Annotated in this window: 21 protein-coding genes, 1 pseudogene and 1 other annotated feature; of the genes and pseudogenes, 8 read left to right on the top strand and 14 right to left on the bottom strand. The window is 47.5% G+C overall.

What is annotated here, in order from left to right; translation table 11 throughout:
- Nucleotides 1-30: 30 nt before the first annotated feature.
- A complete protein-coding gene (locus HNY42_RS00370) occupies nucleotides 31-675 on the bottom strand; it encodes a TVP38/TMEM64 family protein (protein WP_114596634.1) in 645 nt (214 codons plus the stop codon).
- A 236-nt stretch (nucleotides 676-911) separates the two neighbouring features.
- On the opposite strand from HNY42_RS00370, the gene HNY42_RS00365 reads away from it, so the two are divergent.
- A complete protein-coding gene (locus tag HNY42_RS00365) occupies nucleotides 912-1,829 on the top strand; it encodes an oxygen-dependent tRNA uridine(34) hydroxylase TrhO (protein WP_188004878.1) in 918 nt (305 codons plus the stop codon).
- Nucleotides 1,830-1,889: 60 nt separating this feature from the next.
- Here HNY42_RS00365 and HNY42_RS00360 read toward each other — a convergent pair whose 3' ends face one another.
- Together HNY42_RS00360 and HNY42_RS00355 are read right to left on the bottom strand one after the other, a co-directional pair.
- Complete coding sequence (locus tag HNY42_RS00360; RefSeq protein ID WP_255508395.1) at nucleotides 1,890-2,678, bottom strand: alpha/beta hydrolase; 789 nt, start codon at nucleotides 2,676-2,678, stop codon at nucleotides 1,890-1,892.
- Between the two features lie 6 nt (nucleotides 2,679-2,684).
- Complete coding sequence (locus HNY42_RS00355) at nucleotides 2,685-4,361, bottom strand: GGDEF domain-containing protein (protein WP_188004876.1); 1,677 nt, start codon at nucleotides 4,359-4,361, stop codon at nucleotides 2,685-2,687.
- Nucleotides 4,362-4,486: 125 nt separating this feature from the next.
- Nucleotides 4,487-4,708: a binding site (T-box leader), on the top strand.
- 57 nt (nucleotides 4,709-4,765) lie between these two features.
- Between HNY42_RS00355 and argS the strand changes: the two genes are divergently transcribed.
- Together argS and HNY42_RS00345 are read left to right on the top strand one after the other, a co-directional pair.
- Nucleotides 4,766-6,448, top strand: a complete 1,683-nt coding sequence (gene argS, locus HNY42_RS00350) for an arginine--tRNA ligase (protein WP_188004875.1) — start codon at nucleotides 4,766-4,768, stop codon at nucleotides 6,446-6,448.
- A 29-nt stretch (nucleotides 6,449-6,477) separates the two neighbouring features.
- Nucleotides 6,478-7,083 carry a hypothetical protein gene (locus HNY42_RS00345; RefSeq protein ID WP_188004874.1) on the top strand — a complete coding sequence of 202 codons (606 nt, stop codon included), beginning with the start codon at nucleotides 6,478-6,480 and terminating at the stop codon, nucleotides 7,081-7,083.
- Nucleotides 7,084-7,156: 73 nt separating this feature from the next.
- Here HNY42_RS00345 and HNY42_RS00340 read toward each other — a convergent pair whose 3' ends face one another.
- The 3 genes and pseudogenes from HNY42_RS00340 to HNY42_RS00330 form a co-directional block, all read right to left on the bottom strand.
- Nucleotides 7,157-7,750 carry a metallophosphoesterase family protein gene (locus HNY42_RS00340; RefSeq protein WP_131503480.1) on the bottom strand — a complete coding sequence of 198 codons (594 nt, stop codon included), beginning with the start codon at nucleotides 7,748-7,750 and terminating at the stop codon, nucleotides 7,157-7,159.
- Nucleotides 7,751-7,813: 63 nt separating this feature from the next.
- Nucleotides 7,814-7,981: pseudogene (locus HNY42_RS00335) on the bottom strand (carboxymuconolactone decarboxylase family protein); the annotation flags it as partial.
- Between the two features lie 83 nt (nucleotides 7,982-8,064).
- Nucleotides 8,065-8,559: a YajQ family cyclic di-GMP-binding protein gene (locus HNY42_RS00330; RefSeq protein WP_026827201.1), complete on the bottom strand. Its 495-nt coding sequence runs from the start codon at nucleotides 8,557-8,559 to the stop codon at nucleotides 8,065-8,067.
- Between the two features lie 161 nt (nucleotides 8,560-8,720).
- On the opposite strand from HNY42_RS00330, the gene pulA reads away from it, so the two are divergent.
- Together pulA and HNY42_RS00320 are read left to right on the top strand one after the other, a co-directional pair.
- Nucleotides 8,721-10,733, top strand: a complete 2,013-nt coding sequence (gene pulA / locus HNY42_RS00325) for a type I pullulanase (RefSeq protein WP_188004873.1) — start codon at nucleotides 8,721-8,723, stop codon at nucleotides 10,731-10,733.
- A 217-nt stretch (nucleotides 10,734-10,950) separates the two neighbouring features.
- Nucleotides 10,951-11,433, top strand: a complete 483-nt coding sequence (locus HNY42_RS00320) for a site-2 protease family protein (RefSeq protein WP_131503478.1) — start codon at nucleotides 10,951-10,953, stop codon at nucleotides 11,431-11,433.
- A 60-nt stretch (nucleotides 11,434-11,493) separates the two neighbouring features.
- Here HNY42_RS00320 and HNY42_RS00315 read toward each other — a convergent pair whose 3' ends face one another.
- Nucleotides 11,494-11,670, bottom strand: a complete 177-nt coding sequence (locus HNY42_RS00315; protein ID WP_114596622.1) for a YycC family protein — start codon at nucleotides 11,668-11,670, stop codon at nucleotides 11,494-11,496.
- Between the two features lie 115 nt (nucleotides 11,671-11,785).
- On the opposite strand from HNY42_RS00315, the gene HNY42_RS00310 reads away from it, so the two are divergent.
- The 3 genes from HNY42_RS00310 (at nucleotide 11,786) to HNY42_RS00300 (ending at nucleotide 15,967) form a co-directional block, all read left to right on the top strand.
- Nucleotides 11,786-12,580 carry a hypothetical protein gene (locus HNY42_RS00310; RefSeq protein ID WP_255508391.1) on the top strand — a complete coding sequence of 265 codons (795 nt, stop codon included), beginning with the start codon at nucleotides 11,786-11,788 and terminating at the stop codon, nucleotides 12,578-12,580.
- A gap of 62 nt (nucleotides 12,581-12,642) precedes the next feature.
- Nucleotides 12,643-14,748 carry an MMPL family transporter gene (locus tag HNY42_RS00305; protein ID WP_188004872.1) on the top strand — a complete coding sequence of 702 codons (2,106 nt, stop codon included), beginning with the start codon at nucleotides 12,643-12,645 and terminating at the stop codon, nucleotides 14,746-14,748.
- A 103-nt stretch (nucleotides 14,749-14,851) separates the two neighbouring features.
- Nucleotides 14,852-15,967, top strand: coding sequence for an NADH-dependent flavin oxidoreductase (locus HNY42_RS00300; RefSeq protein WP_188004871.1), 1,116 nt, complete (start codon nucleotides 14,852-14,854; stop codon nucleotides 15,965-15,967).
- A 50-nt stretch (nucleotides 15,968-16,017) separates the two neighbouring features.
- On the opposite strand, the gene HNY42_RS00295 is transcribed toward HNY42_RS00300, so the two are convergent.
- The 7 genes from HNY42_RS00295 to HNY42_RS00265 form a co-directional block, all read right to left on the bottom strand.
- A complete protein-coding gene (locus tag HNY42_RS00295) occupies nucleotides 16,018-16,590 on the bottom strand; it encodes a 3'-5' exonuclease (RefSeq protein WP_188004870.1) in 573 nt (190 codons plus the stop codon).
- 109 nt (nucleotides 16,591-16,699) lie between these two features.
- The gene (locus HNY42_RS00290) at nucleotides 16,700-18,097 is read right to left on the bottom strand and encodes an MATE family efflux transporter (protein WP_131503473.1); all 1,398 of its coding nucleotides are present in this window, start codon (nucleotides 18,095-18,097) and stop codon (nucleotides 16,700-16,702) included.
- 160 nt (nucleotides 18,098-18,257) lie between these two features.
- The gene (locus tag HNY42_RS00285; protein ID WP_131503472.1) at nucleotides 18,258-19,337 is read right to left on the bottom strand and encodes a site-2 protease family protein; all 1,080 of its coding nucleotides are present in this window, start codon (nucleotides 19,335-19,337) and stop codon (nucleotides 18,258-18,260) included.
- Nucleotides 19,338-19,416: 79 nt separating this feature from the next.
- Complete coding sequence (locus HNY42_RS00280) at nucleotides 19,417-20,682, bottom strand: sensor histidine kinase (protein ID WP_131503471.1); 1,266 nt, start codon at nucleotides 20,680-20,682, stop codon at nucleotides 19,417-19,419.
- The gene (locus HNY42_RS00275) at nucleotides 20,679-21,362 is read right to left on the bottom strand and encodes a response regulator transcription factor (protein ID WP_131503470.1); all 684 of its coding nucleotides are present in this window, start codon (nucleotides 21,360-21,362) and stop codon (nucleotides 20,679-20,681) included. The genes HNY42_RS00280 and HNY42_RS00275 overlap by 4 nt, the downstream gene beginning before the upstream one ends.
- 11 nt (nucleotides 21,363-21,373) lie before the next feature.
- Nucleotides 21,374-22,231 (bottom strand): hypothetical protein, encoded by an 858-nt coding sequence (locus HNY42_RS00270; RefSeq protein WP_188004869.1) that lies wholly within the window; start codon nucleotides 22,229-22,231, stop codon nucleotides 21,374-21,376.
- A gap of 100 nt (nucleotides 22,232-22,331) precedes the next feature.
- Nucleotides 22,332-22,883, bottom strand: a complete 552-nt coding sequence (locus HNY42_RS00265) for a maltose acetyltransferase domain-containing protein (RefSeq protein WP_370528962.1) — start codon at nucleotides 22,881-22,883, stop codon at nucleotides 22,332-22,334.
- Nucleotides 22,884-22,894: the final 11 nt, after the last annotated feature.

Here is a 22,894-nt window from a genome sequence, read left to right as displayed (position 1 = left end):
TGATGGAGGATGTGCCGACAGTTGGTTATATCATTTGTTATTGTCCCCGATTTCCTGTTCAAGATCACGTAGTGACTTCGAACGTCGTGCTAGGGCGCGCCGTTTGATGATTTCTTCGACGCCACGACTGACTCCCCAGATGGCGAGTAAAATCAGAAACAGAAAAACAAGACGGATCGGTCGTTCCAAAAATGTTGACCATTCTTTACCGATTAACGAGAAGATGATGACGACGATCAGTCGACCCGCTCCAGCGGCAATCAAATACGTCCGAAGTGACAGTTGAATCATTGCAGAAATCGCTGTAATGATAAAGGCCGGCATGAAAGGAAGTGAAAAGAAAAAACCAAGCGAAATCGGACTCATATGGCGAACCCGTTCAATCCACTGCTGGGCGGCTTTATGTTGTTCAAGCCACCTCGTGACAGGGCGGCGAAATAAATAACGGATACAGGCAAAGACGACAAGGGAACCGAGCATACTACCGACCCAAGAGACGAGTACACCCATCCAAAAGCCATAAGTCGCTGCATTGGCGGAAATGATAAGAACAAGCGGGAGGAACGGAAAAAGTGATTCCAGAAAAGGAGCAATCAATCCGGTCGATGCACCACCCGGAAGATCCTGGAGAAACGTAATCATTTGTTCAATCCACTGACGGACGGTTTGGAGCATTCGGAATCCTCCTTACAAAATAAACTGCTAGTTTCTATTTTAACTCTTTCCCCGTCAGAAAGGAAAAACTTTATCGTGCTGTCCGCTGAACTGGCAATTGTACAATTCAAATGAAGTTGGTATTATACTTAAATGGGTGCGTTTTGCAGGCGTTCCCAGCTAGCTAATAGCTATGACGCTTCGTTCGCCAACGTTCGTTTTACTGCAAAAAACTGACATGGGGGCCAATGAGGATTATGAAACCTTATCGCGTACTATTATTTTATAAGTATGTTCCGATCGACAATGCGGAACAATTAACAAAAGAGCATCTTGCCTATTGCAAAGAGCTTGGCATCAAAGGAAGAATCCTGATTGCACCAGAAGGAATCAATGGCACACTGTCTGGAACAGTCGAACAAACCGATCAATACATGCAGGACCTGCTTGCCGATCCACGGTTTAGTGACATCGAGTTCAAAATTGATGAGGTCGACGAACATGCCTTCAAAAAAATCTTCGTTCGTTATAAAAACGAACTGGTCACATGGCGTTTTGAAGATGAGTTCAACGTGCCGGAAGAAAATGCCGCGTATCTTGAACCGGCCGAGTGGAAAAACATGATGCAAAATGAAGATGTCGTCATTCTGGATGTCCGGAACAACTACGAATACGATCTCGGTCATTTTAAAAATGCCGTCAAGGTCGATGTCGATGCCTCACGTGAATTTCCGCAATGGCTCGATGAAAATGAACACTTGTTTGAAGGAAAAAAAGTTCTGACGTATTGTACGGGCGGTGTCCGTTGTGAAAAATTCACGGCGTATTTCCGTAAACGTCAAAACAGCGATGATATCTTCCATTTAAAAGGCGGCGTCGTCATGTACGGGAAAGATGAAGCAACGCGTGGAGAAGACTGGGAAGGGGAATTGTATGTGTTCGATGAACGCATTCAAGTACCTGTTAACGAAGTCAATCCAACGGTCGTCTCGACTTGTTATTACTGTGGAAAAGACGAAACACGTTACGTGAATTGTGCAAATCCGGAATGTAATCGTCAACACTTCTGCTGTGAAGAATGTGAACCGAAAGTGATGCGTTCTTGTTCAGACGAATGCCGGGAACACCCGCGCAACCGTTATGTAAAAGAACAAATGGAAGAATTGGTAAAGTAATCATGGATGAATAAAAGCAGGCTGACAAAATCCGAATCCGGGATTTCGTCGCCTGCTTTTTTAGGATGAAAATAAGAAACGGAGAATATCCGGCATCCGTTTTGCCCATTCGGTCTCGTGATGGATCGCACCGGGAATGATTTCGTAAGTCGCTTGTTGGACTTTTTTTTGAACGGCTTTCGCAAGAACCTCGTTTGTATGAAGATAGTCATTTTCCGTCATCGGTCCGCTCGTTTCTTTCGTACCAACATCCATATAACAACGCTGGTGCTCGGATAAACGTGGACTGCGCTCAATGAATTCCAGTAAAGAAGAAAAATTCGCCCAACCGGCTGTTGATAAAGCAGCGACACGTGTGAAGATTTCCGGATAAGCGAACAAGCCATACAATGAAATGACACCCCCCATCGAACTGCCGATCATCGTCGTATCCGTCGGAATCGTCGCATACTGCGAGTCAATATACGGTTTTAGTTCATGAACGATCCAGTGCATGTATTGCTTTCCGTTGCCGCCAATCGTCTTGCGATGAGACGGATAGGCCGTGCGCATTAAAAGGGCTTCGTCCGTCCAAGGGGCATACTCATCGTAGCGGTCCATTCCATCATCCGGACTGTCGATGGCGACGATCATCGCATGCAACTGAACAGTATGGAGTGCATGATGGACTTCCCAGCCTTTTCCGAACGAAGCGGTCTCACCACTGAAGACATTTTGACCGTCATGCATATAAATGACCGGGAGCGCTTCGTCGACCGGGAGTTCGGTCGGACGATAAATCCGGATTGTTCGAGGCGAGGCTAGAGTCGAAATCGTTCGTTCAATTTCAGTAATTGACAAGATAGTCACGACCTTTCAAAGGTTAGCGTAATGGGCAGTACAATTCCGACCGTTATGTTTGCCACCGACATAGAGAGCATGATCCGCTTGCCGGAGCGATTCTTCGAACGATCGTTCCGATGGAAATTCGACGGTATCGACGCCAAGACTGATGGTGATGGATAAGCGATGTCTATCGACGACGAACGGCCGGTCGAGGACGGCATGCCGGATTTCTTCGGCGAAATCGATGGCTTCGTTCTGTGGAGCTTGATGAAGTAACAGGACAAATTCTTCTCCGCCGTATCGAGCCGCGAAGACGTTCTGCTTTTTCTGTTGCACGGCCCGGATCCTGCGACCGAGTTCACGCAGAACAAGGTCACCGACCTTATGTCCATACGTATCGTTAACATGTTTGAAGTGATCGATATCAAATAAGATGATCGACAAGGGATAACGGTCAGAGGCAAATTGCTGTGCCCCTTCCTCGTAAAAGGCACGACTGTTGGCGAGCTCCGTCAAAGCATCAGTCCGGCTCTCGGCGTACAGTTGGTATGTTTCCCGTGAACGGTGCAACACCCGACAAAAAATACGTAACAAACGCGAAATCTCGTCCGCACTTGTCGCATCATAGGCATCCGCGGTTTGATGAAATAGGATGATCGATACATCGACATCTTCGTTTGTGATGGATGGAATCGCAATCATCGAATGACGGTCAACGGGTAAGTCAATTTTAATGTCCGTCCCCCAATCGCACCGAAGACCATGGATGATTGGTGTTTGCAGCTGCTCAGCCTTCAGGGAATGGAATAAAGGCAGGACATCGATGATTGTTTTCGTCCGGATATTGTAAATGGTTTGCTTACGCTGTTGCTGAATTGATATCCAACCTTCCGAAAAATCAATCAGATACGGCAAGTCGCGTAATAAGGAGTCAATCGTTTCTTGTTCGAACTGGGAAATCAGCAGATGTTCTTTGGCGTCATCAAACCGTTTGGCTTTTTCATTCGCTTCGATTGTTTCCCCATGCTGTTGGAGCAATCGTTTGAATAAAAATAAGATCAGCGTCGAGACGGAAGCGGCGATGAGCGGGTTCTCATCATAAAACCAGATTCCGAGCAGAGCACTTAAGATACTGATACCGTAGACAAGTGTCTGCAGACGGACAAGGCGCACCCAATCATATTTCAAATATAAGATGCGGTTGACGAACCGGCATTGGAGGTAGGAAACGATCATGACGGTCGTTAAATATCCGAGAAGCGGAAGGAGTGCTCTCGAGTAAGTAAAGTCAGTTCCAATCGGTCCGCCGAGTACTAAATAGACGAGTGACGGAGAGGAAAGATAAACTAAATCAAACAGAGCATTGATCGGATATAAATATAAAAAACGTTGACGGCGAATTTCTTTTTTATGAGAAAAAAACTGAAAGACGAAGATGCCGATTTGGCTGAGAAGAATGGATGGCCATAATCCGTAATTAAGAAAGATGAATAAAATGATCCCTTCCTGAAACGTATAGTAAATGCCTCCACGACGAACATTATCGAACTGGAACAAGATGATGAGTGCTAGAAGATAAGTGGCATTGCCAAATGAGAGCGGAAAGTCGATGAGTGTGGGATGTGTAAGTAAAATGAAGGTAAGCAGACTAGCAACGAGACACAAGACAAGCCAACTGTTTCGTGCGACTTTTTGATAGTAGACCATGATGCGTCTCCCTCCTTTAACAGTCCTTCCCTACTTATACCCGTTTTGTGGAAATTATGATAAGGGATTTACAAAAAAATAAGGTTGAGAGAATGCAGTGAATTGCGTATAATGTGAAAGATATCAAACAATCGATGACGAAGAAAGTAGCGATATGATTTAATCGACCAGCGAATCAGGGAACGGTGAAAGCCTGAACAGATTAGACCATCGTGAAACGCACTTCCGAGATGCTATCCGAATCCATGTGATCAGGCCTAGCCGGGGGAACCCCGTTATCCCCGTTAAAGTGGGTGTCGTACCGTCGACACCAAGAAGAGTGGTACCGCGGTCATTCCGTCTCTTTGCGTGTTGCGCAAAGGGCGTTTTTTATTGGAAAAAATAAACTGTTTGGAGGAAACAAAATGAGTTACAAGCAACAATATGCCCAAGTATTACATGATGTGATTGGTGATGCATTATCACAAGAAGAGATCGAACAGTTGATTGAACAACCAAAACATGAGGATCACGGCGATCTGGCATTCCCATGTTTCCAACTCGCAAAAGCATTCCGTAAAGCACCGATGATGATTGCAACGGAACTGGCTGAGAAAATCGATAATTCACTGTTCTCGAACGTGCAGGCAGCTGGACCGTACGTGAACGTCTTCTTAAACCGGGAAGTTGTTTCGCGTGAAATCATTAAACGTGTTTTAGAAGAACAACAAGCTTACGGATCAAGCGAAGCGAACGGCAAAACAATTGTGACTGACTTTTCATCACCGAACATCGCGAAGCCGTTCTCGATGGGACATTTACGTTCGACAGTCATCGGAAATGCGCTGAACCAGATTTCACGAAAAAAAGGATATGATGTCGTCGGCATCAATCACCTCGGAGACTGGGGAACACAGTTCGGGAAATTGATGGTCGCCTACAATATGTGGGGCAAGGAAGAAGACGTCCGGGCTGAACCGATCAAAGAATTGCTCAAACTGTACGTGCGTTTCCACGAAGAAGCGGAAGAAAATCCGGCTCTTGAAGATGAAGGTCGTGCTTGGTTCAAGAAACTTGAACAGGGTGACGAACAAGCAACAGCACTTTGGACGTGGTTCCGTGAAGTTTCGCTCGTCGAGTTCAACCGTGTCTATGAAATGCTTGGTGTCAGCTTCGACAGTTTGAACGGCGAAGCCTTCTATAATGATAAGATGCAGCATGTCATCGACTTATTGGAAGAAAAAGAGTTGCTCGTCGAGTCGGAAGGCGCAATGGTCGTCGACCTCGAAGCAGAAGGAATGCCTCCTGCCTTGATTAAGAAAAAAGACGGGGCGACATTGTATGCAACACGTGATTTGGCTGCTGCCGTCTATCGTCTTGAGACATACGTTTTCGAGCAGGCCTTTTACGTTGTCGGTGGTGAACAGGCCCTCCACTTTAAACAGCTGTTTGCTGTTCTGAAGAAACTTGGCTTTGAAAATGTCGACGGTATGCACCATGTCCCGTTTGGTCTGATTATGAAAGACGGGAAAAAGATGTCGACGCGTAAAGGACGGATTGTCCTTCTTGAAGAAGTGCTTCAAGATGCAATCAATGTCGCGAAACAAAATATCGCCGAGAAAAATCCGAACCTTGCCAATGCCGAACAGACGGCACGCGAAGTCGGTGTCGGTGCTGTCATTTTCCACGATTTAAAAAATGAGCGCATGAACAACATTGAATTTGATCTCGAACAAATGTTGAAATTTGAAGGGGAAACCGGTCCATACGTCCAATATACAAATGCACGGGCAAATTCATTGTTACGTAAAGGCGAATACGATGGATCAGCTTTTGCGGGTAGCGCAGATGACTATTCATGGGGTGTCGTGTCGATGCTGAACCAGTTCTCGGCAGTGATTGACCGGGCGTTTACACGTCGCGAACCATCGATCATCAGCCGTTATGTCCTCGATTTAGCTCAAAGTTTCAACAAATATTACGGACAGGTTCGTGTCCTCGAAGACGATGCGGAAAAACAATCTCGCCTCGCGCTCGTAAAATCGGTTACGATTGTATTGACGGAAGGATTACGCCTGCTTGGTGTCGGCGCTCCTGAAGAAATGTAAGATAAATCAATTAAAGATGGGGTTATCATATGAACAAAGAGACAATGGAACGGTTACAGCACGCATCTACACAAATGAATCAGGAAGACTTGGCTGCATCCATCGCTTTTATTGCTGACTTTCACGGAAAGGTTGCCACGTGGCTTCCGGGTGAATCAGTCGATTTCATCTTAGATTTCGTGACAGCACCAGGAGCCGATCAAATTGCTCCGATCAGCGGTGACGCACTCGATACGAAAAGTAACTTCGAGTTCTTCATGGAAAAAAAACAGACGCGCAAAAAACTCGGTGAGTTATTGGTGTTATGGAAAGCACCTCGTACGAAAGAGACATTGAATCAAATTGATGCCATTGGTCTAAAAAAATGGTTGGCACGCAATGAATTTCGTTCGGAAGACAAGCCATGGGATTATTTGAACCGCCTTCATGTCCTGTTATTCCTCGATCAAATGACTACGGTCATCGATGATCATCAGTTGACGACATTGTATGAGCAACTCGTTCGGAAAACACCGGTACCGACTAGCTTCGTCCGTCGTCAAGGGGAAGTCCGGCGTGTCGTGAATCAGTTCGCCGATAAAACAGAATTTACACAAGTCGATTTAGTTCGCGCTTCACTCGTGCGTTTTCTGTAAAAGAGATGACGACAAAATCCCCCGCTTCATTCACGAACTGTGAATGAAGCGGGGGATTTTTCATGTCAGGTATTCATTTGACTTGATGAAAGGTGATGGTTTCGGCAGTCGTATCGTATAGTAACCATTCGCGTTCGACCAGAACCGGTCCGACGTTGATGGCGTAACGGCCACGTTTGATGGAAATCGGGATATCATGATGAATCGCTAGACGTTTGCCCTCTTTGAATAGTCCGTGCACATGACTGTGTCCAAAAAATAAGAGTCGGTCGGGATAAGCGGATGTATCGGGCGTCAGATCATAGCTCCATTTCAATTGGTCACCATGAATGAACAAAGCGGACGTGATTTGTTTTGTCCGTTCCGACATGCGCAGCTGATCGAGATAACTGGATATCCCTGCTGGAATCAATGAAAACAAGCGTTCTTCCTGGTTTCCAAGCAATGTCTCAAAAAAAAGCAATTTCAAAAAATCCGGATCAAGCGTCACGATTTGTTCGATTTCTTCAAACGTATACCGTTTGGCCCGCTTTTTTCCGATGTGACACTCATGGACATCCCCAAGCGAAAAGACAACGGCTTGCGGAGCCGTCTGTTGAATATCTGTCAACACAGCACGTGTATCGGATAGTGAACTGTGCAAATCCGTGATGAGTGCATACTGCATCTGGCATCGCTCCCTTGTACTAAGAGTATACCCCGGGTTTCAAGCGGCTCATCCTATTTTTGATTAAGCCGGGTCGACCGTGACACCGCGCTCGGCAAAGACCACTTTTGCAACTTCGAGTGCATTGAGGACACGCGGGAAACCGGTATAAGGGACAAGATGCATGATGGCTTCAACAATCTCATTTCCTGTCAATCCAGTGGTTAAGCCGGTATTAATATGAAGGGCAAGCGTTATCCTTGATGGTGGATATACAGCGCAATAAGCATGAAAAAAAATCCCTTTCTCCAATCGGAGTAAGGGGTTTTTTGTACTTAACGGAAATTGAGGAACTGGACGTCGACCGATAATGGTAATTCGCGGACGATTTGCATGACTTGTTGCAAGTCATCGCGCGATTTGCCTGTGACACGGATTTGATCGTCTTGAATCTGAGTTTTGACTTTGAGTTTGGATTCCTTGACGGCATTGTTGATTTTTTTAGCATCATCACGATCGATGCCGCTTTTGAGAATGACGCGTTGACGGACCGTGTTTCCGGCTGCCTGCTCGACTTTTTCGTATTGCAGGTTTTTCGTCGGGACTTCGCGCTTGATGAGTTTCGCTGTCAGGACATCTTTGACTTGATCGAGTTTAAAATTATCATCTGAAATCAGAATCAAATCTTCTTTCTCGAGTTTCATGTCGCTTTTTGATCCTTTGAAATCAAAGCGGTTCGTGATTTCCTTTAAAGCGACCTGCATCGCGTTTTTGACTTCCTCGATGTTGATTTGTGACACGATATCAAATGAATTGTCTTTTGCTGCCATAAGAATCTCCCCTTTCGTTCCACAACCATTTTAACATATTTGTCCGCAGATGCTTTGACTTCGTGTCGAAGTTTCGGCAAAAGAAAATGGAAGAGAAACAGTCGAATCGTTCATCTGTATGAAATTTTGTTATAATGAAAACCATGAAATGAAAGGGGTGCATGGCTTTGAAACAAACAGCAGATATGTTGACGCTCACACCAGAAGAGCTGGATGAGCGGTATGCCTATAAAGGATCAGATTTAGGAGCAACATTTGATGAAAAAACGATACGGGTCCGTTTATGGGCACCGACGGCTGAACGTGTCGTGATTCGTTTGTACCGGACATTGCGGGCAAGGAAAGTTGAAGAACTTGAATTGGCGGCGGATCAGCAGGGGACATTCGTCGTCGAACTGGATCGTGCTGTGTATGAAGGTTACTTTTATACGTTTCAAGCCAGCATCAACGGACAGAAAGTCGAAGCGGTCGATCCGTATGCAAAAGCAGTCGGGACAAACGGTAAACGGGGAGCATTAATCGATCCGTCCACCACTCAACCCGAGCGTTGGATTGAAGAACGCCCTCTCTTCCATTCGTCACAAGATGCCGTCATCTATGAATTACACGTTCGGGACGCGACGAGCCATTCGGCGAGTGGGGTCATCGAGCGGGGAACGTTCCGCGGATTGACGGAAGCCGGGACACGAACACCATCAGGCGGATTGACAGGTCTTGATTACCTGACGGATTTAGGTGTGACACATGTCCAATTGCTTCCGATTTATGATTTCGGTTCAGTGAATGAAGCCGCACCGAACGATCCGGATAACTACAACTGGGGATACGATCCCGTCAATTATTTTGCGCCGGAAGGATCCTATTCGTCGAATCCGGATGATCCGGCAGCGCGAATCCGTGAATTAAAAGCCTTGATTCAAGCCTTGCATGACCGGGGCATTCGTGTCGTGATGGATGTAGTCTTTAATCACGTCTATGATGCGGAAACGGCACCACTTGGCCAATTCGTTCCGGGTTATTTTTTCCGTCAGGCAGCAGACGGAACACTTTCGAACGGGAGTTTTTGTGGAAATGACACAGCATCAGAACGTTTCATGATGCGTAAGTTCATTCTTGATTGCGTGACGTACTGGGCGAAAGAGTATCATCTGGACGGATTCCGGTTCGACTTGATGGGCTTACATGATATCGAAACGATGAATCAAGTCCGCCATGCACTCGACCGGATTGATCCATCGATCTTGATTGTCGGGGAAGGATGGGATCTTGACACACCACTTGCAGCCGATCAAAAAGCCAACTACTTTAATGCGCCGCAGATGCCGGGAATCGCTCATTTCAACAACGGATTACGTGACGGTGTCAAAGGTGACGTTCAGACACCGCTTGACCGCGGATTCATCAGCGGAGCTTTCGAGCGGACAAATGAAGTCAAACGGGGCATTGCCGGAAACGTCTCTTCGCAAGGATTTGCGGATGAACCGAATCAAGTCGTTTCTTACGCGGAAGCCCATGATGATTTAACGATTTGGGACAAATTGTCCGTGTCACGGCCGGAAGATACGGATGAAGTCCGCCGAAAACGACAAATGCTTGCGAATGCCATTATCTTAACCGGACAAGGGATTCCATTTTTACATGCGGGACAGGAGTTTTTCCGGACAAAAAACGGCATTCGGGACAGCTTCAACTCCGGAGAAGTCGTCAATCAACTCGATTATGAACGGGCAGAAGAGTTCCGGTTCGGCGTCGAGTATGTCAAAGGATTGATTGCGCTGCGGCGTCAGTATCCGATGTTCCGTCTCGAAAACACCGCCATGATCCGCAAACATCTCCGCTTCCTCGAAGAAGGAGAAGGCATCATTGCTTACGAATTGAAGCGGACATATGAAGGGTATGTTGAACGTCAGCGGGTGTATCACAATGCGACGGAACACGATGTGACAATCGAGTTACCGGGCGGCGAGTTCGAAATTCTCGTCGAAGAAGGGGTTGTAAAAATCCATGCCCCTCGTCTGCATGAAGAAAAACAGCTTGTCGTGAAGGCTTTGTCGACGACAGTCATTGCCGAACGGAAAGCAGACTATAAAAAATATGCAGTGGCAGGCGGCGCCGCACTGACGATTCTTGGTTTGTTGTATGCAGCGAACAAACGGCGTAAAAATAATAAATGACGAGTCTTAAGCAATGAGGCAATTAGAAGAATCGGAGTTCACTGATGTGGGCTCCGATTCTTTTTTTTTAGAGCCGCATCCCGCAACGTAACAGTCATGTTGCGGTGTCATCATAATGACTTAATGATTTTTCATGTTTGCTGTTTTAATTCAGGGCTTCCGGGAACATACTATAAGTAGTATTTAGAGTGCTGGTTTTTTTGAAAGGATGTATTTTATGTTTGGCTTCAATGATATCTGGAAATTTTTCTTCTCGTTTTTTTTGTTATTACCAATCGTCACGTTAATTCATGAGATGGGGCATTACTTTTTCGCACGTCTGTTTGGCGGGAATATGGAAATCAATATCGGATCGGGGAAATCGTTGTTACGTGTTGGTCCCATCCGCTTGAACCGTATCTATTTCTGGGACGGATGGTGTCAGTATGAGGCCCTTCGTCATGAAAATAAATTTACGAACATTACCGTCTATGCCGGTGGAGCTATTTTTAATCTGGCGAGCATCCTGATTGTAAACGGTTTGATTTATGCGGGTGTCTTCGAGGCTTCGATTTTTACGTATCAATTCGCCTATTTCTCGTTCTACTTCATTTTCTTCTCGCTGTTTCCGATTGATCATCCGAACGGTTATCCGAGTGACGGAAAAGCGATCGTTAATGTATTCCGTTATGGAAAATCAGAATATAACCCCCAATCGTAATCATAAGCAAAATATGCCCTTCTTTTATGCGACCAGCGCACGAAAGAAGGGCATATTGCATCATTTGTCTTCTGAAGATGTATCATCCGCAGAAGAAGAGTCGGATTGTTCTGTTTCTAATTCGACCAGTTTTTGTATCAAAATATGCCGTGGCATGTGCATTAACTGTTCGAGCGGCACATTGAGACGTTTCGAAAGTTCAACAGCTGTATCAGCAGACAGTTGTAGGGGTTTCATAGTGTGTGTACCTCCTTTTTGTTTCCTTTAAGTATACAGGACATGCTCTTCGAGCGCATCGACAGTAGCTAGAAATGAAGAAGGTTGATACCGTAGGGAGTAGGAAGTGATGCGTATGTATAAACCAGCCGCTGAGCTGTTGTTCCATGAATCTGTTTCACTTTTTGACCGATTTGGCGATGATCTGATTTTATACCGGGATCAAGGCGGATTTACAAAATGTGATTTGGATTTGAGAATACGGTGGGAGACAGCATGTGCGTATGTTCCGTTCACGTGGTTCTTTGAGCCGGACGGATACCGTGTGTTCATCGTTTTTGAAGAAACTTCATTGTTTGGTTTACTCGATTTAAGAGACGGACGTCTCCAATATATGAATCGCCCCATCCTCTTTGCTGATGCCTGGTTCAGTAATCTGTATGAATGGCGAGACAATCAGATTTTTATGTACTCGGCTGAGACCGATGTCGTGCGTTATTGTTTTGAAAAACAGGAAGGAACTTTTTCGGATTATGACGAAGCTCCTCTATTAGGACGTTTGATTGAACGGGGGTATCATCCGCAGTATGCGTTCGAACGTCTACTCGCACCTGGAACGATGATTTCCTATGATGTGAATCAATCACGTTATGTCATTTGGGATGCGTTTACGGAACAGGAACAGTTGATTCCGTTTTCCGAGTATGACGACTATTTGTTGGTCGACAGCCGGAAAAATCTGTTTTCTGTCACGGATGCCAATCGATTTTATCTGTACGAAAAAGAGCAACTGAAATTTAAATTTGATGGGTGCCAGTCATCGATCCTGTTAAAGACGGTTTTACTGGATGAATCGGCGCAACGTCTGGCCATCGTCTCGACGTCGGCGAATTTCGGAAATACGTGGCTCCAGATTTTTCAAAAGACGTAAACACATCCTTTGTCGTAGCGGGCGAAGGATGTGTTTCTTGTATAGAGAGAGGAAGATGACAGATGGAACGTTTTGGTCAATACGTAGTGCGTTTTCGAAAAGGCATCAGCGTTACCTGGGTGGTGCTGTTGCTGATTCTTGGTTATTTTGCGGTGCAACTCCCGGATCAGCTGAAGGGAAACGGCTTTACACGGGACGGAGAGTTTCAACAAGTCGAACGCACGTTAGAAAAAGAATTTAAGCAGGACCCACACCAAATCATCGTTTTGTTTGAAGGGAAAACAGAAACCATCCGGCAGGAGATGCAGCGTCACGTCACGGCGTTTCGGACCATCCAAGGAGTGGGACAGGTTATCGGTGCCCAGGAAAATCCGGAAGCTTTAAAAGACGGAAAAGGATATGTCTCGATCGGGATACCGGACATTGACCCTTCCTGGGTGAAGGCGGTGCAGGAAAAACTGGATCCGCAAGACGGCAATACGATTCGACTGACAGGAGAGCCGTTGATCGTCGACGATTTGAATACCGCATCGAAAAATGATTTGGTCCGGGCGGAATTGATTGGCGTACCGGCAGCGTTACTTGTCTTATTTCTTGTTTTCGGGACGCCGCTTGCTGCCATCTTGCCGCTCATCATGGGACTCGTCACGTTCATCTTTGGAGCCGGAACGTTGTATTTCATCGCCGGACAACAGGAATTGTCCATCTTTGTCTTAAATGCCGTAGCGATGATTTCACTGGCCCTCGGAATCGATTTTTCCCTGCTTTACGTCAACCGGTTCCGGGAAGAACGGGCAGCCGGAAGGTCGATTACGGCAGCAGCGGAAGTTTCGGTTGCGACGGCCGGACGATCGATTTTATTTTCCGGGATTTGTGTGTTCGTCGGACTGGCGGGCTTACTTGTCATTGATGTCGATGTGTTTCAAGCAGTTGCGATCGGCACGCTGGTTTCGGTACTGGGCGCCGTCATCAGCGCTGTGACCTTACTTCCGGCCCTGCTCGCACTACTCGGGGGCAGTCTGGAAACAGGGCGGATTTTTAAAGCGGATTCGGAGCAGGGGGAAGTCCGATGGCGTAAGCTCGCCCGGTTCGTCATGAAACGTCCGGTTGCCATCACCCTTTTTTCACTCCTTCTTCTTTTGCCGTGTTTAATTCCGTTGCGCGATTTGGAACTGAACATTCCGCAAGCAAGCGCGTTACCGGAAGATTATGAATCACGCCTCGCTTTTGAAGCGTGGGAAAAAACCTTTGGCGACGATGGGACCGATGCCGTCGTCTTGCTAAAAGCTGATTTTCAAACGGAACAAGGTGTCGAAAAACTGGAAGCGTTGACGACACGACTCGAAGCAGATGACGGAGTAAGCAGTGTCATTTCAGCGACGGCGCTGGCGGAAGCGAATGGACAGACCGTGACCCAGCTTGCTGCGAACGAACAGGGAAAAGAACAGTTGGCGCCTTTGATTGCGTTTGATCAAGGAGTTGCCCGGATCAATGTCAAGCTGACGGGAGATCCGGGAGACAAGAGTTCACAAAAATGGGTCCGCGACGTGCGGGACCAAGGATACCAGGTCGGGGGACCGGCAGCCTTTAATCAGGAAATCTATGATGAAATCTACTCGAAAATGCCGCTCGCGCTAGGTCTTGTCTTACTTGCGACATTCATCATCCTGTTGTTTGCGTTCCAGTCGATTTTGATTCCGATCAAAGCCATCTTGATGAATCTGCTCAGCCTCGGAGCAACATTTGGTCTGCTCGTCATTTTATTTGAATCGGGCTGGGTTTTCCCGGCCGAAACAATCGGTATCTTAACCCCTGTGTTCATCTTCTCGCTTGTTTTCGGATTATCGATGGACTACGAAGTATTCCTCGTCTCACGAATGGAAGAATACTACGATGAGACCGGGGATAATGACCTCGCAACGGAAATGGGACTGGCGAAGACGAGTAAAATCATCACCTCCGCCGCCTTGATCATGATTGTCGTCACCGGTGCATTTGCGTTTACCGGCGTCAGTCCGATTAAACAGCTTGGTGTCGGAATTGCTTTGGCGATTTTCATTGACGCGACGATCGTCCGGATGTTCCTTGTTCCGGCACTGATGAAGCTGTTCGGACACTGGAACTGGTGGTGGCCGGGCGGACGGCGAAAACGAAAATACCGGATCTGATCATCGTTCAGAACATCAGTGAAGCACATCATTAGTCATTTAAAGCAGGGCGGGCGTATACTGACGATATTCAAGTTAAGATTTCAGAGGAGGATATGCTTCAATGGCTAATGAAAAGATGTTTGATACGTTTACACTTCCAAACGGAGTGACCCTTAAAAACCGGATTATGATGGCGCCGATGACGAACTACGCGGCGGAAGAAAACGGTGAAGTTTCAGAAGCGGAGCTTGCATACTACGCAGCACGTTCAGGTGGAGTCGGTGCAGTCATTACAGCATGTGCCAACGTCACAGCAGACGGTCAAGGATTCCCGAACGAGTTTGGCGCAGAGCGCGATGAATTGATTCCGAGCCTGAAACGTCTCGCTACAACAATCCAAAATCAAGGCGCAAAAGCGATTCTGCAAATTTTCCACGCGGGTCGTATGGCACCACCGGAACTCGTCGGCGGACAAACAGTCAGCGCAAGTGCAGTAGCACCAGAACGTGAAGGCGCAATGACACCACGTGCACTGGAAGCAGCAGAAGTCGAAGCGATCATCGAAGCATTCGGTCAAGCAACACGCCGTGCGATGGAAGCCGGATTTGACGGAGTGGAAATTCATGGTGCGAACACGTACTTAATTCAACAATTCGTTTCTCCGCACTCGAACCGTCGTGAGGACAAATGGGGCGGAAGTCTTGAAAAACGTCTTGCTTTCCCATTAGCTGTCGTCGATGCCGTCGAAGCCGTTGCAAAAAAAGATCCATCGTTTATCGTCGGTTATCGTTTCTCACCGGAAGAAGTTGAAAATCCGGGAATTACACTCGATGATACGATGCAACTCGTTGATGCACTTGCGAAAAAAGATCTCGACTACCTGCATGTTTCCGTCATGGACTTCTTTGCAGGATCGATTCGTGATCAAAACGAAACACGTTCGCCAATCAGTCTCGTACAAGAACGTGTCGGTCAACACGTTCCGGTCATCGGTGTCGGTTCACTCCATACACCGGAAGAAGTCGAGCGTTCACTTGAAGTCGTGCCACTCGTCGCTCTTGGCCGTGAGTTAATCATGGAACCAAAATGGGTTGAAAAAGTAGAAGCTGGCGAAACGGAATCGATTCGGACAGAACTCGATCCGTCGGCACAGTCTGAACTCGTCGTGCCGGATGCACTATGGCAGGGAATCACGAGCCGTCCAGGCTGGTTCCCAATCAAACAAACAACAAAATAAGAAATACGAAAAGGAGCAACTCAGAATTCTGAGTTGCTCCTTTTTTAGTGTCAGTAAGCGACTTCACCCATTCGGACACCACAAAAACGGTGCAGTTCAACGGGATGATCCATGTTCGTCCGGTCGAACATATCCTGCAGTAATAACGCACAGATGTAGGCATCTTCCTTCGCATCGTGATGCTTAAAAGATACACCTAAAAACTCCGCCATCGTATTTAGCTTATGGTTCGGCAACCACGGATAAAGCTTCCGTGACAATTTGACCGTACAACCATACTGAAATGTCGGCATTTGATATAAGTCATATTTTTGAACCGCTTTTTGGAGCGCACCCATATCGAAAGCTGCATTATGGGCAACGACGAGCTCGGCCTGTTCAATTAATTCAAACAAGCCGTGTGCCGCCATTGCTTCCGGTAAGGCCGGTGCATCCCAGACGTCACTCGGGCGAATGCCGTGGACACGGATATTACTGGCATCAAAGTCTTCTTCCGGATTGATTAAGACCTGCTTGCTTGTGAGGACTTTCCCAGCGGATAAAACAGACCAGCCAAAGGCACAGATGCTGCGGCTGTTCCGGTTCGCTGTTTCAAAATCAATCGCCAGTGTATAACGTTCCATATCATCTCTCCTTTTTAATCAGCATACCGTATTTCGATTTAGAATGCATGTTCGTCTTTTCGTTTAATCAAAAAGTACGTCTGTCTTTGAGACAGGACGGACTTTTTGATTATTTAGCCTGTACCGCTTTTTCTTGTGCTTCAGGTTCCGTATACGCATCGGGCTTAAAGAGCATGATCCGGTCACGGTAGGCAAAAACGACAGCCGTCAAAACGGCCATTAAATCAGCAATCGGGAAGGCGAACCAAACCCCTTGTACTCCAAAAAAGATAGGTAAAATCAGGACGAGTGGAATCGTATATAAGGTCTGCCGCGAGAGCGACAGGAACAAGGCGATCCGCGCCTTGGCAAGTGATTGATACATTCCGTTGATGATCATCTGAATCCCGTAAACGAATGAAATTGCGAATAAAATCCGCATCGCGGTCGAACCTTCATTGAGTAATGTCACATCTTCCGTAAACATTCCGACCCAAAAACGGGGGAACAGCTGGATTAACAGCCAAAGCGTGATCGACAGGCTCAAACCGTAGCGAATGGCCAGTTTGATTGCTTGTGACATCCGATCAAACTGTTTCGACCCGAAATTGTAGCCGACAATCGGCTGCATCCCTTGGACGATTCCCATGATTGGCATTCCGACAAGTGCCATGAACTTATTGATGACGGCAAAGGTCGCAAGTTCCGTCGTACCGCCGTAGCGGACGAGCATATGGTTGACGGTGATGAATAAAATGGACTGTGACACTTGCATGATGAAAGACGATGAGCCGATCTGTCCCATCCGACCGACCAGTTTGGGATCAAACCGAAAGGCTTCACGGTCAAGGACAAGACTTGTTTTTTTCGCTTTCGTAAAGAAAAACCTGAAAATCAGAACGGAACCGACGATTTGCGCGACGACCGTCCCAAGTGCAGCCCCTTGAATGCCCCAGTCGAGTCCGAAAATAAACAGGGGCGTCAAGACGATGTTGATGGCGACTGTCGTCAGCATGACACGCATCTGATAACTGGCACGTCCTTCTGCCCGAAGCATGGCGCTCGAAGCCATCGTCAACATGAAGAACGGGGAACCGAGTAACAGGACACGGAGGAAATCAATACTGTATGGCATGATTTCCGGTGTGGCACCGAACACCTGTAACAACGGTTCGACGAAGATGAATGCCGTGATAATCGCAAGCATACTGACGACGAAAACGGTCATCAGGACATTTGCATAGGCACGACTGGCACCTGCCAGATTTTTTTGACCAAGCCGCTGAGAAGCAATGGCCGCACCGCCGATTCCAATCGAGTTCGAGATGGCCATCAAGACGAGCTGAACGGGGAACGCAATGCCGACAGCCGCGACGGCAACCGTCCCGATTCCTTGTGCCACAAAAATCGTATCGACAATATTATAGAGAGCAGTCACAAGCATCCCGATCATCGCCGGGAGCGACAGGCCGATCAGGAGTTTGTTGATGGGTGCTTCTCCCAAACGAGCCGTATTTTTATTCATCATCAGGAGAGCCTCCTTTTTTTCAAAACAGGGATATGGATTTTCATTCAGATTAGTCGCTTCGACAACCGGATGCAAGTAATCGAATCAGGCAATGTGCAAAACGATTAAAAGACACTCCGCCGATTGAAGACGAAGTGCCTGTTTGACATAACACGACCGGTTAAGATGGCGTCGGAAGATATCCTTTTGAATATTCAAAAGCGATGAAGAGAATTGCACCAAGAGCCAGATAAGCGAACAACGTAATCGTCTGTTGTTTTTTCGGCATTTGATGGTATTCAACTGATTTTTCAGCTTCGAGTAACGGTTCAATCCGCTGGTCCAGTCGACGCAACAAGGCATCGTAATCATTAGCCGAATCATATTGGTAACGAAGCAAGTCATCGGCAGCACTTTTCGCTTCTTCCGGACTTGCACTCCGTAAATCCTGGAGGTCGTGTCGGAGTGACCAGGCGATCGGATCATAGGTCGAAACGGGTGCATCGTCCGGTTCGTCGACGGTCGAGTCCGTCACAGTTTCCGTTGCTGCCAATTGTTCCTGTTCGACTTTCGCTTGCAGGACACGGCTGCGTGCAGCACGGTATAACATTAAAATCGATTTATTGTCTTCGTATTGTTTCGCAAAACGGTATCGCTTCCAGACGGCACTTCCGCCGAGAAACGCGATCAATAACAAGATGATGCTGAAGTGTGTCACACCGTATGCAATCAGGGCGGCGAGACCGGCGACCCAAACGACAATCGGCAGACCGGCTAAAATCCGTCCGCCGTCAAGCGGACTGACGGGCAACAGGTTGAACAGGTTCAGCAAGGCCCCTAAATGGAAGATGACAAGCCAAAAATCGTTTCCCGTCACGGCGTATCCGATCAAAAGCGGGATGAGGGAGAGTAATCCGGCAAGCGGACCGCCATATGCCAAAATTGCTTCTTGTTTCGGGGTCCGGAACGTATCCTTGATTCCGATGACAGCTCCCATGAACGGAACGAAAATCGCCGGTCCGGTCTTGAAACCAAGCCGTTTGGCTGCTGCGAGATGCCCCATCTCATGAATGAACAGGAGATAAAGCAATCCGACACCAAACCAGACGCCAAAAATTTGTGCATAAAACAATAACGAGATACCGAACGAGATTAGCGTCCCGCCGAATTTAGAGAACTTTAAGAGAGCGAGCAGCACTTTACCTTTTGAGAGCAAAAATGCTCCGGCGACGGCTAAGCCTCCCCAACGTTTTTTATCCATCGTTCATAACCTTCTTTCATCATCTGACTCCTGTCTCTAGTGTACGCCAAAAGACGGGGGAAGGTTTCATTTCAGGTGTTCAATGGAAGGTGATGTAAAAACAACTTCCGCCACCGGGACGAGCTTCACTGCCAACGGACAGATGATGATGTTCCGCCAGTGCAGCAGCAATCGACAGACCAAGACCGCTGCCGGACCGGTCACGGGCTTCATCGAGCCGGTAAAACCGATCGAACAGACGCTTGCGCTGCTCCGCAGATAATGAGGTTCCACGGTCAAGCACTTCGAGCCGGTCCGGTCGAAGACGGATTTCCGGATCTTTGGCATATTTGATCGCATTATCGATGAAAATCGTCAAAATTCGGACAAGTGCTTCATGATTCGCTGTGACGGTTCCGATGGCATCGACTGGAATAGCAGTGTCATAGGCATGGTGCATCCGGTCCGCGACTTCCGTCCCGAGCTGCTTCAAGTCAACCGTCTCCGTCGTCGTTTCACCATAGCCGAGGCGGGATAATTCGAGCATCGGTTCAATCAGTCCACTCCGCATCGTGTGCGTTTCGTTCAGAATGTTACTGATGGATTCTTCGAGGACATCAGGATTTGTCTTGCCCCAGCGCTTCAGCAGTTTCGCATACCCTTCGATGACGGTCAGCGGCGTCTTCATCTCATGCGAGACATCCGCGACGAACTGCCGTTGCTGTTCCATTGTTTGATCGACACGTCCGATCATCCGGTTAAAGACTTTTCCGAGCTGTCCGATTTCATCATTTTGCTGTTCCGGAACAGTCTCAAGTGTACCGGAGTCGGAAATCCGTTCCATCGTCTGACCGAGTTGACGAAGTGGACGCAACGTTTGATAGGCGATGAAAAAACTGCTGAGAAAAGCGATGATGACGGCGACGATCAGGACGATCGAGAAGGCGAAAATCAGCGTCGAGACCGTATCGTCCACCGTGTCGTCTTCAAACAGATACGCCTGATCTTGATGGACGACGCCAAACCAGTTACCGGATTTGAACGGTTCGTCGCGGTTTGTCGGAATGCCGGGAAGATCGCGTGCCCGGACATCGCCGTTGACCGTCGCGGAATCGTCATCCTCTTCATCGTTTGCAATCACCCAACGTCCGTCGTTACGGGACAGGACGACGGAATCTTCATGAAGTGTCAATAATGCCCGGGTCGTCGAATCATCTTCCATCAGCTCCTCGGCCTGCTCGAGTTGTGTGAAACGGGATTCGATTAAATGGTCACGGACGACATACGTGACGACTAAAAAAGACAACAGCAATAAAAGGGTCGTGAACAACGTCACCGATAACGCAAGTTTGGTTCGTAACTTCATCCTTTCTCCTCCCTTAAAACATAGCCAATGCCACGAACGGTCTGAATGAGGGGAGACTGGCTGCGGTCCATTTTTTTGCGTAAATACCTGATGTAGACATCGACGATATTCGTTTCCCCGAAATAATCATAACCCCAGACCCGGTTAAGGATTTGCTCACGGGTCAAGACGTGTTCCTTGTTTTCCATCAGATAAGACAACAAATCAAATTCACGTGGCGTCAAATCAAGCGGAACATCGCTTCGAAACGCTTCATGCCGGTCCAAATCGAGTAAGACATCGGCGTAATGCAGCTGATTGGTTTCGACCGCTGTACGTATCGTCAAACGGAGTAACCCGCGGATCCGTGCCAACAGTTCCTCGATTTCAAACGGTTTCGTCACATAATCATTGGCACCGAGATCAAGACCGGCAACCTTATCATACACTTCGCCTCGTGCCGTCAACAGGATGACGGGAACCGGATTATTTTTTCCGCGAAGCCGCCGAAGCACCTCGAAGCCGCTGAGCTCCGGCATCATCACGTCAAGTAAGACGAGATCGATGTCGTTCTCAGCAGCTGCTAAGCCATCTTTACCGTTGAAGGCGACCTGCGTCGCGTATCCGGCGTGGTTTAATTCCAGTTCAAGTAGGCGGGCGATTTTTGAATCGTCCTCGACGATTAAGATGGTCGGTGCCATAGACTTCCTCCTTACGACTGTTCGTCGATTTCTGTCACTTGCTTAGATCCGTTCAACTCCAGTTCGACTTGTGAACCAACCTGTACATCATTATCCTGTTCCATGTTTTGCGCACGTTCAAACGTCACATTTTTACCGTTTTGTTCAATGACGACTTGTGTGTCCGTCACACGGATTAATGCACCACGGATGTCTTGATCTTCCGCATCTTCACGGTCGAGCTCCCGGACGAGACCGGCTGCTGTCAGTTCAAGTTTGACGGTATCACCGGCTTGCGCTTTGTCGATCTCTGCGCGCTCGCTGAAGCGGTACGCTTGATCCGAACCATTTTGAGTCAAGACGATTTGTTCATTGGACAACTCTTTGACGACACCGGTGACTTCATTGCGGTCATCGTCGGATGAATCGTCATTTCGATCATCCCGGTCGTCATTTCGATCATCTTCCCGTTCAAGTTCCCGGACAAGACCGTCCTGATTGAGTTCAAGTTTAATCCAATCACCGGGCGTAGCTTGTTCGATTTCAGCAGATGAGGCAAACGAATACGATTGATCCGAACCATTTTGTGTCAGTGTCACCGATGTGTCGGATACTTCTTTTAACGTTCCTTCTATTTCTTGATCATCATCCCGGAATGAGCTTGGAAGCGACTGTTTGACGTTACTTGATACTTTTGTTGAAGCCGCTTCGACTTTTTGTTCCACTTGTTCTGAAGTTGTGACCGTTGAATTGACGAGAGAATGTCCCGGACCGGTGAAAAGTAAGAAGGCGCCGGCCCCCGTCAAAACGGTTCCTGTGATGGCGATTGAAGCAAGACCGCGTTTTACAAAATTCTTTTTTGGCTTATCCGTACGTTTTTCGTTTGTCATGATGATTTCCTCCTCAGTAGTGGTAGCTGCTTTTCTTATTCTTAGAATAGCGCCCGCAAGTGAGAGGAGACTGAGGATTAGATTAAAATTTGATGAGAAATCAAATCGATTTGATGAAACGGGCAGGATTCCCGCCGACGACAGTGTTTGGGGCGACATCTTTGACGACGACACTTCCGGCCGCGATGACGGCATTGTCCCCGATCGTTACGCCCGGCGTGATGACGGCACGTCCGCCGATCCAGACGTTGTCGCCGATGACAACCGGTTTCCCGAATTCATAACCGCTGTTGCGTTCGACGGGATCTAAAGGATGCGTCGCTGTATAAATGTGGACGCCCGGAGCGAGCATACAGTTGTCGCCGATTGTAATCGGACAAATGTCGAGCAGAACACAATCGTAATTGGCATAAAACCGCGCGCCGAGCGTGATGTTGTAGCCGTAATCACACTTAAAGGACGGTTCGATATAAAAATCTGTCTGCTCAATCTGGAATAATTCCTGGAGGAGCGACTTTCGGGCAGGCAACTCTTCGATGCTGAGTTGGCTAAATTGATGGCAAAGCATCTGGGCCCGTTTCCGGTCAGCGACCAGTTCCGCGTCACCGGCTAAATACAATTGACCTTGAATCATTTTTTCTTTTTCCGTCACATCAATCATCT

Origin of the sequence: Exiguobacterium sp. Helios (assembly GCF_014524545.1) — a bacterium.
In the GTDB taxonomy this organism is placed as follows: domain Bacteria; phylum Bacillota; class Bacilli; order Exiguobacteriales; family Exiguobacteriaceae; genus Exiguobacterium_A.
The sequence above is the reverse complement of the archived record's forward strand: the minus strand, read 5'-3'. Positions and strand labels throughout refer to the sequence as shown.

Bases quoted from the DNA above. Each gene is read 5' to 3' on its own strand.
- HNY42_RS00295 (WP_188004870.1), bottom strand. From the start codon at position 16,590: ATGGAACGTTATACACTGGCGATTGATTTTGAAACAGCGAACCGGAAC.
- HNY42_RS00290 (WP_131503473.1), bottom strand. From the start codon at position 18,097: ATGATGAATAAAAATACGGCTCGTTTGGGAGAAGCACCCATCAACAAA.
- pulA (WP_188004873.1), top strand. From the start codon at position 8,721: ATGGCTTTGAAACAAACAGCAGATATGTTGACGCTCACACCAGAAGAG.
- argS (WP_188004875.1), top strand. From the start codon at position 4,766: ATGAGTTACAAGCAACAATATGCCCAAGTATTACATGATGTGATTGGT.
- HNY42_RS00300 (WP_188004871.1), top strand. From the start codon at position 14,852: ATGGCTAATGAAAAGATGTTTGATACGTTTACACTTCCAAACGGAGTG.
- HNY42_RS00355 (WP_188004876.1), bottom strand. From the start codon at position 4,361: ATGGTCTACTATCAAAAAGTCGCACGAAACAGTTGGCTTGTCTTGTGT.
- HNY42_RS00285 (WP_131503472.1), bottom strand. From the start codon at position 19,337: ATGGATAAAAAACGTTGGGGAGGCTTAGCCGTCGCCGGAGCATTTTTG.
- HNY42_RS00345 (WP_188004874.1), top strand. From the start codon at position 6,478: ATGAACAAAGAGACAATGGAACGGTTACAGCACGCATCTACACAAATG.
- HNY42_RS00370 (WP_114596634.1), bottom strand. From the start codon at position 675: ATGCTCCAAACCGTCCGTCAGTGGATTGAACAAATGATTACGTTTCTC.
- HNY42_RS00340 (WP_131503480.1), bottom strand. From the start codon at position 7,750: ATGCAGTATGCACTCATCACGGATTTGCACAGTTCACTATCCGATACA.
- HNY42_RS00310 (WP_255508391.1), top strand. From the start codon at position 11,786: ATGTATAAACCAGCCGCTGAGCTGTTGTTCCATGAATCTGTTTCACTT.
- HNY42_RS00305 (WP_188004872.1), top strand. From the start codon at position 12,643: ATGGAACGTTTTGGTCAATACGTAGTGCGTTTTCGAAAAGGCATCAGC.
- HNY42_RS00275 (WP_131503470.1), bottom strand. From the start codon at position 21,362: ATGGCACCGACCATCTTAATCGTCGAGGACGATTCAAAAATCGCCCGC.
- HNY42_RS00365 (WP_188004878.1), top strand. From the start codon at position 912: ATGAAACCTTATCGCGTACTATTATTTTATAAGTATGTTCCGATCGAC.
- HNY42_RS00315 (WP_114596622.1), bottom strand. From the start codon at position 11,670: ATGAAACCCCTACAACTGTCTGCTGATACAGCTGTTGAACTTTCGAAA.
- HNY42_RS00330 (WP_026827201.1), bottom strand. From the start codon at position 8,559: ATGGCAGCAAAAGACAATTCATTTGATATCGTGTCACAAATCAACATC.
- HNY42_RS00280 (WP_131503471.1), bottom strand. From the start codon at position 20,682: ATGAAGTTACGAACCAAACTTGCGTTATCGGTGACGTTGTTCACGACC.
- HNY42_RS00270 (WP_188004869.1), bottom strand. From the start codon at position 22,231: ATGACAAACGAAAAACGTACGGATAAGCCAAAAAAGAATTTTGTAAAA.
- HNY42_RS00320 (WP_131503478.1), top strand. From the start codon at position 10,951: ATGTTTGGCTTCAATGATATCTGGAAATTTTTCTTCTCGTTTTTTTTG.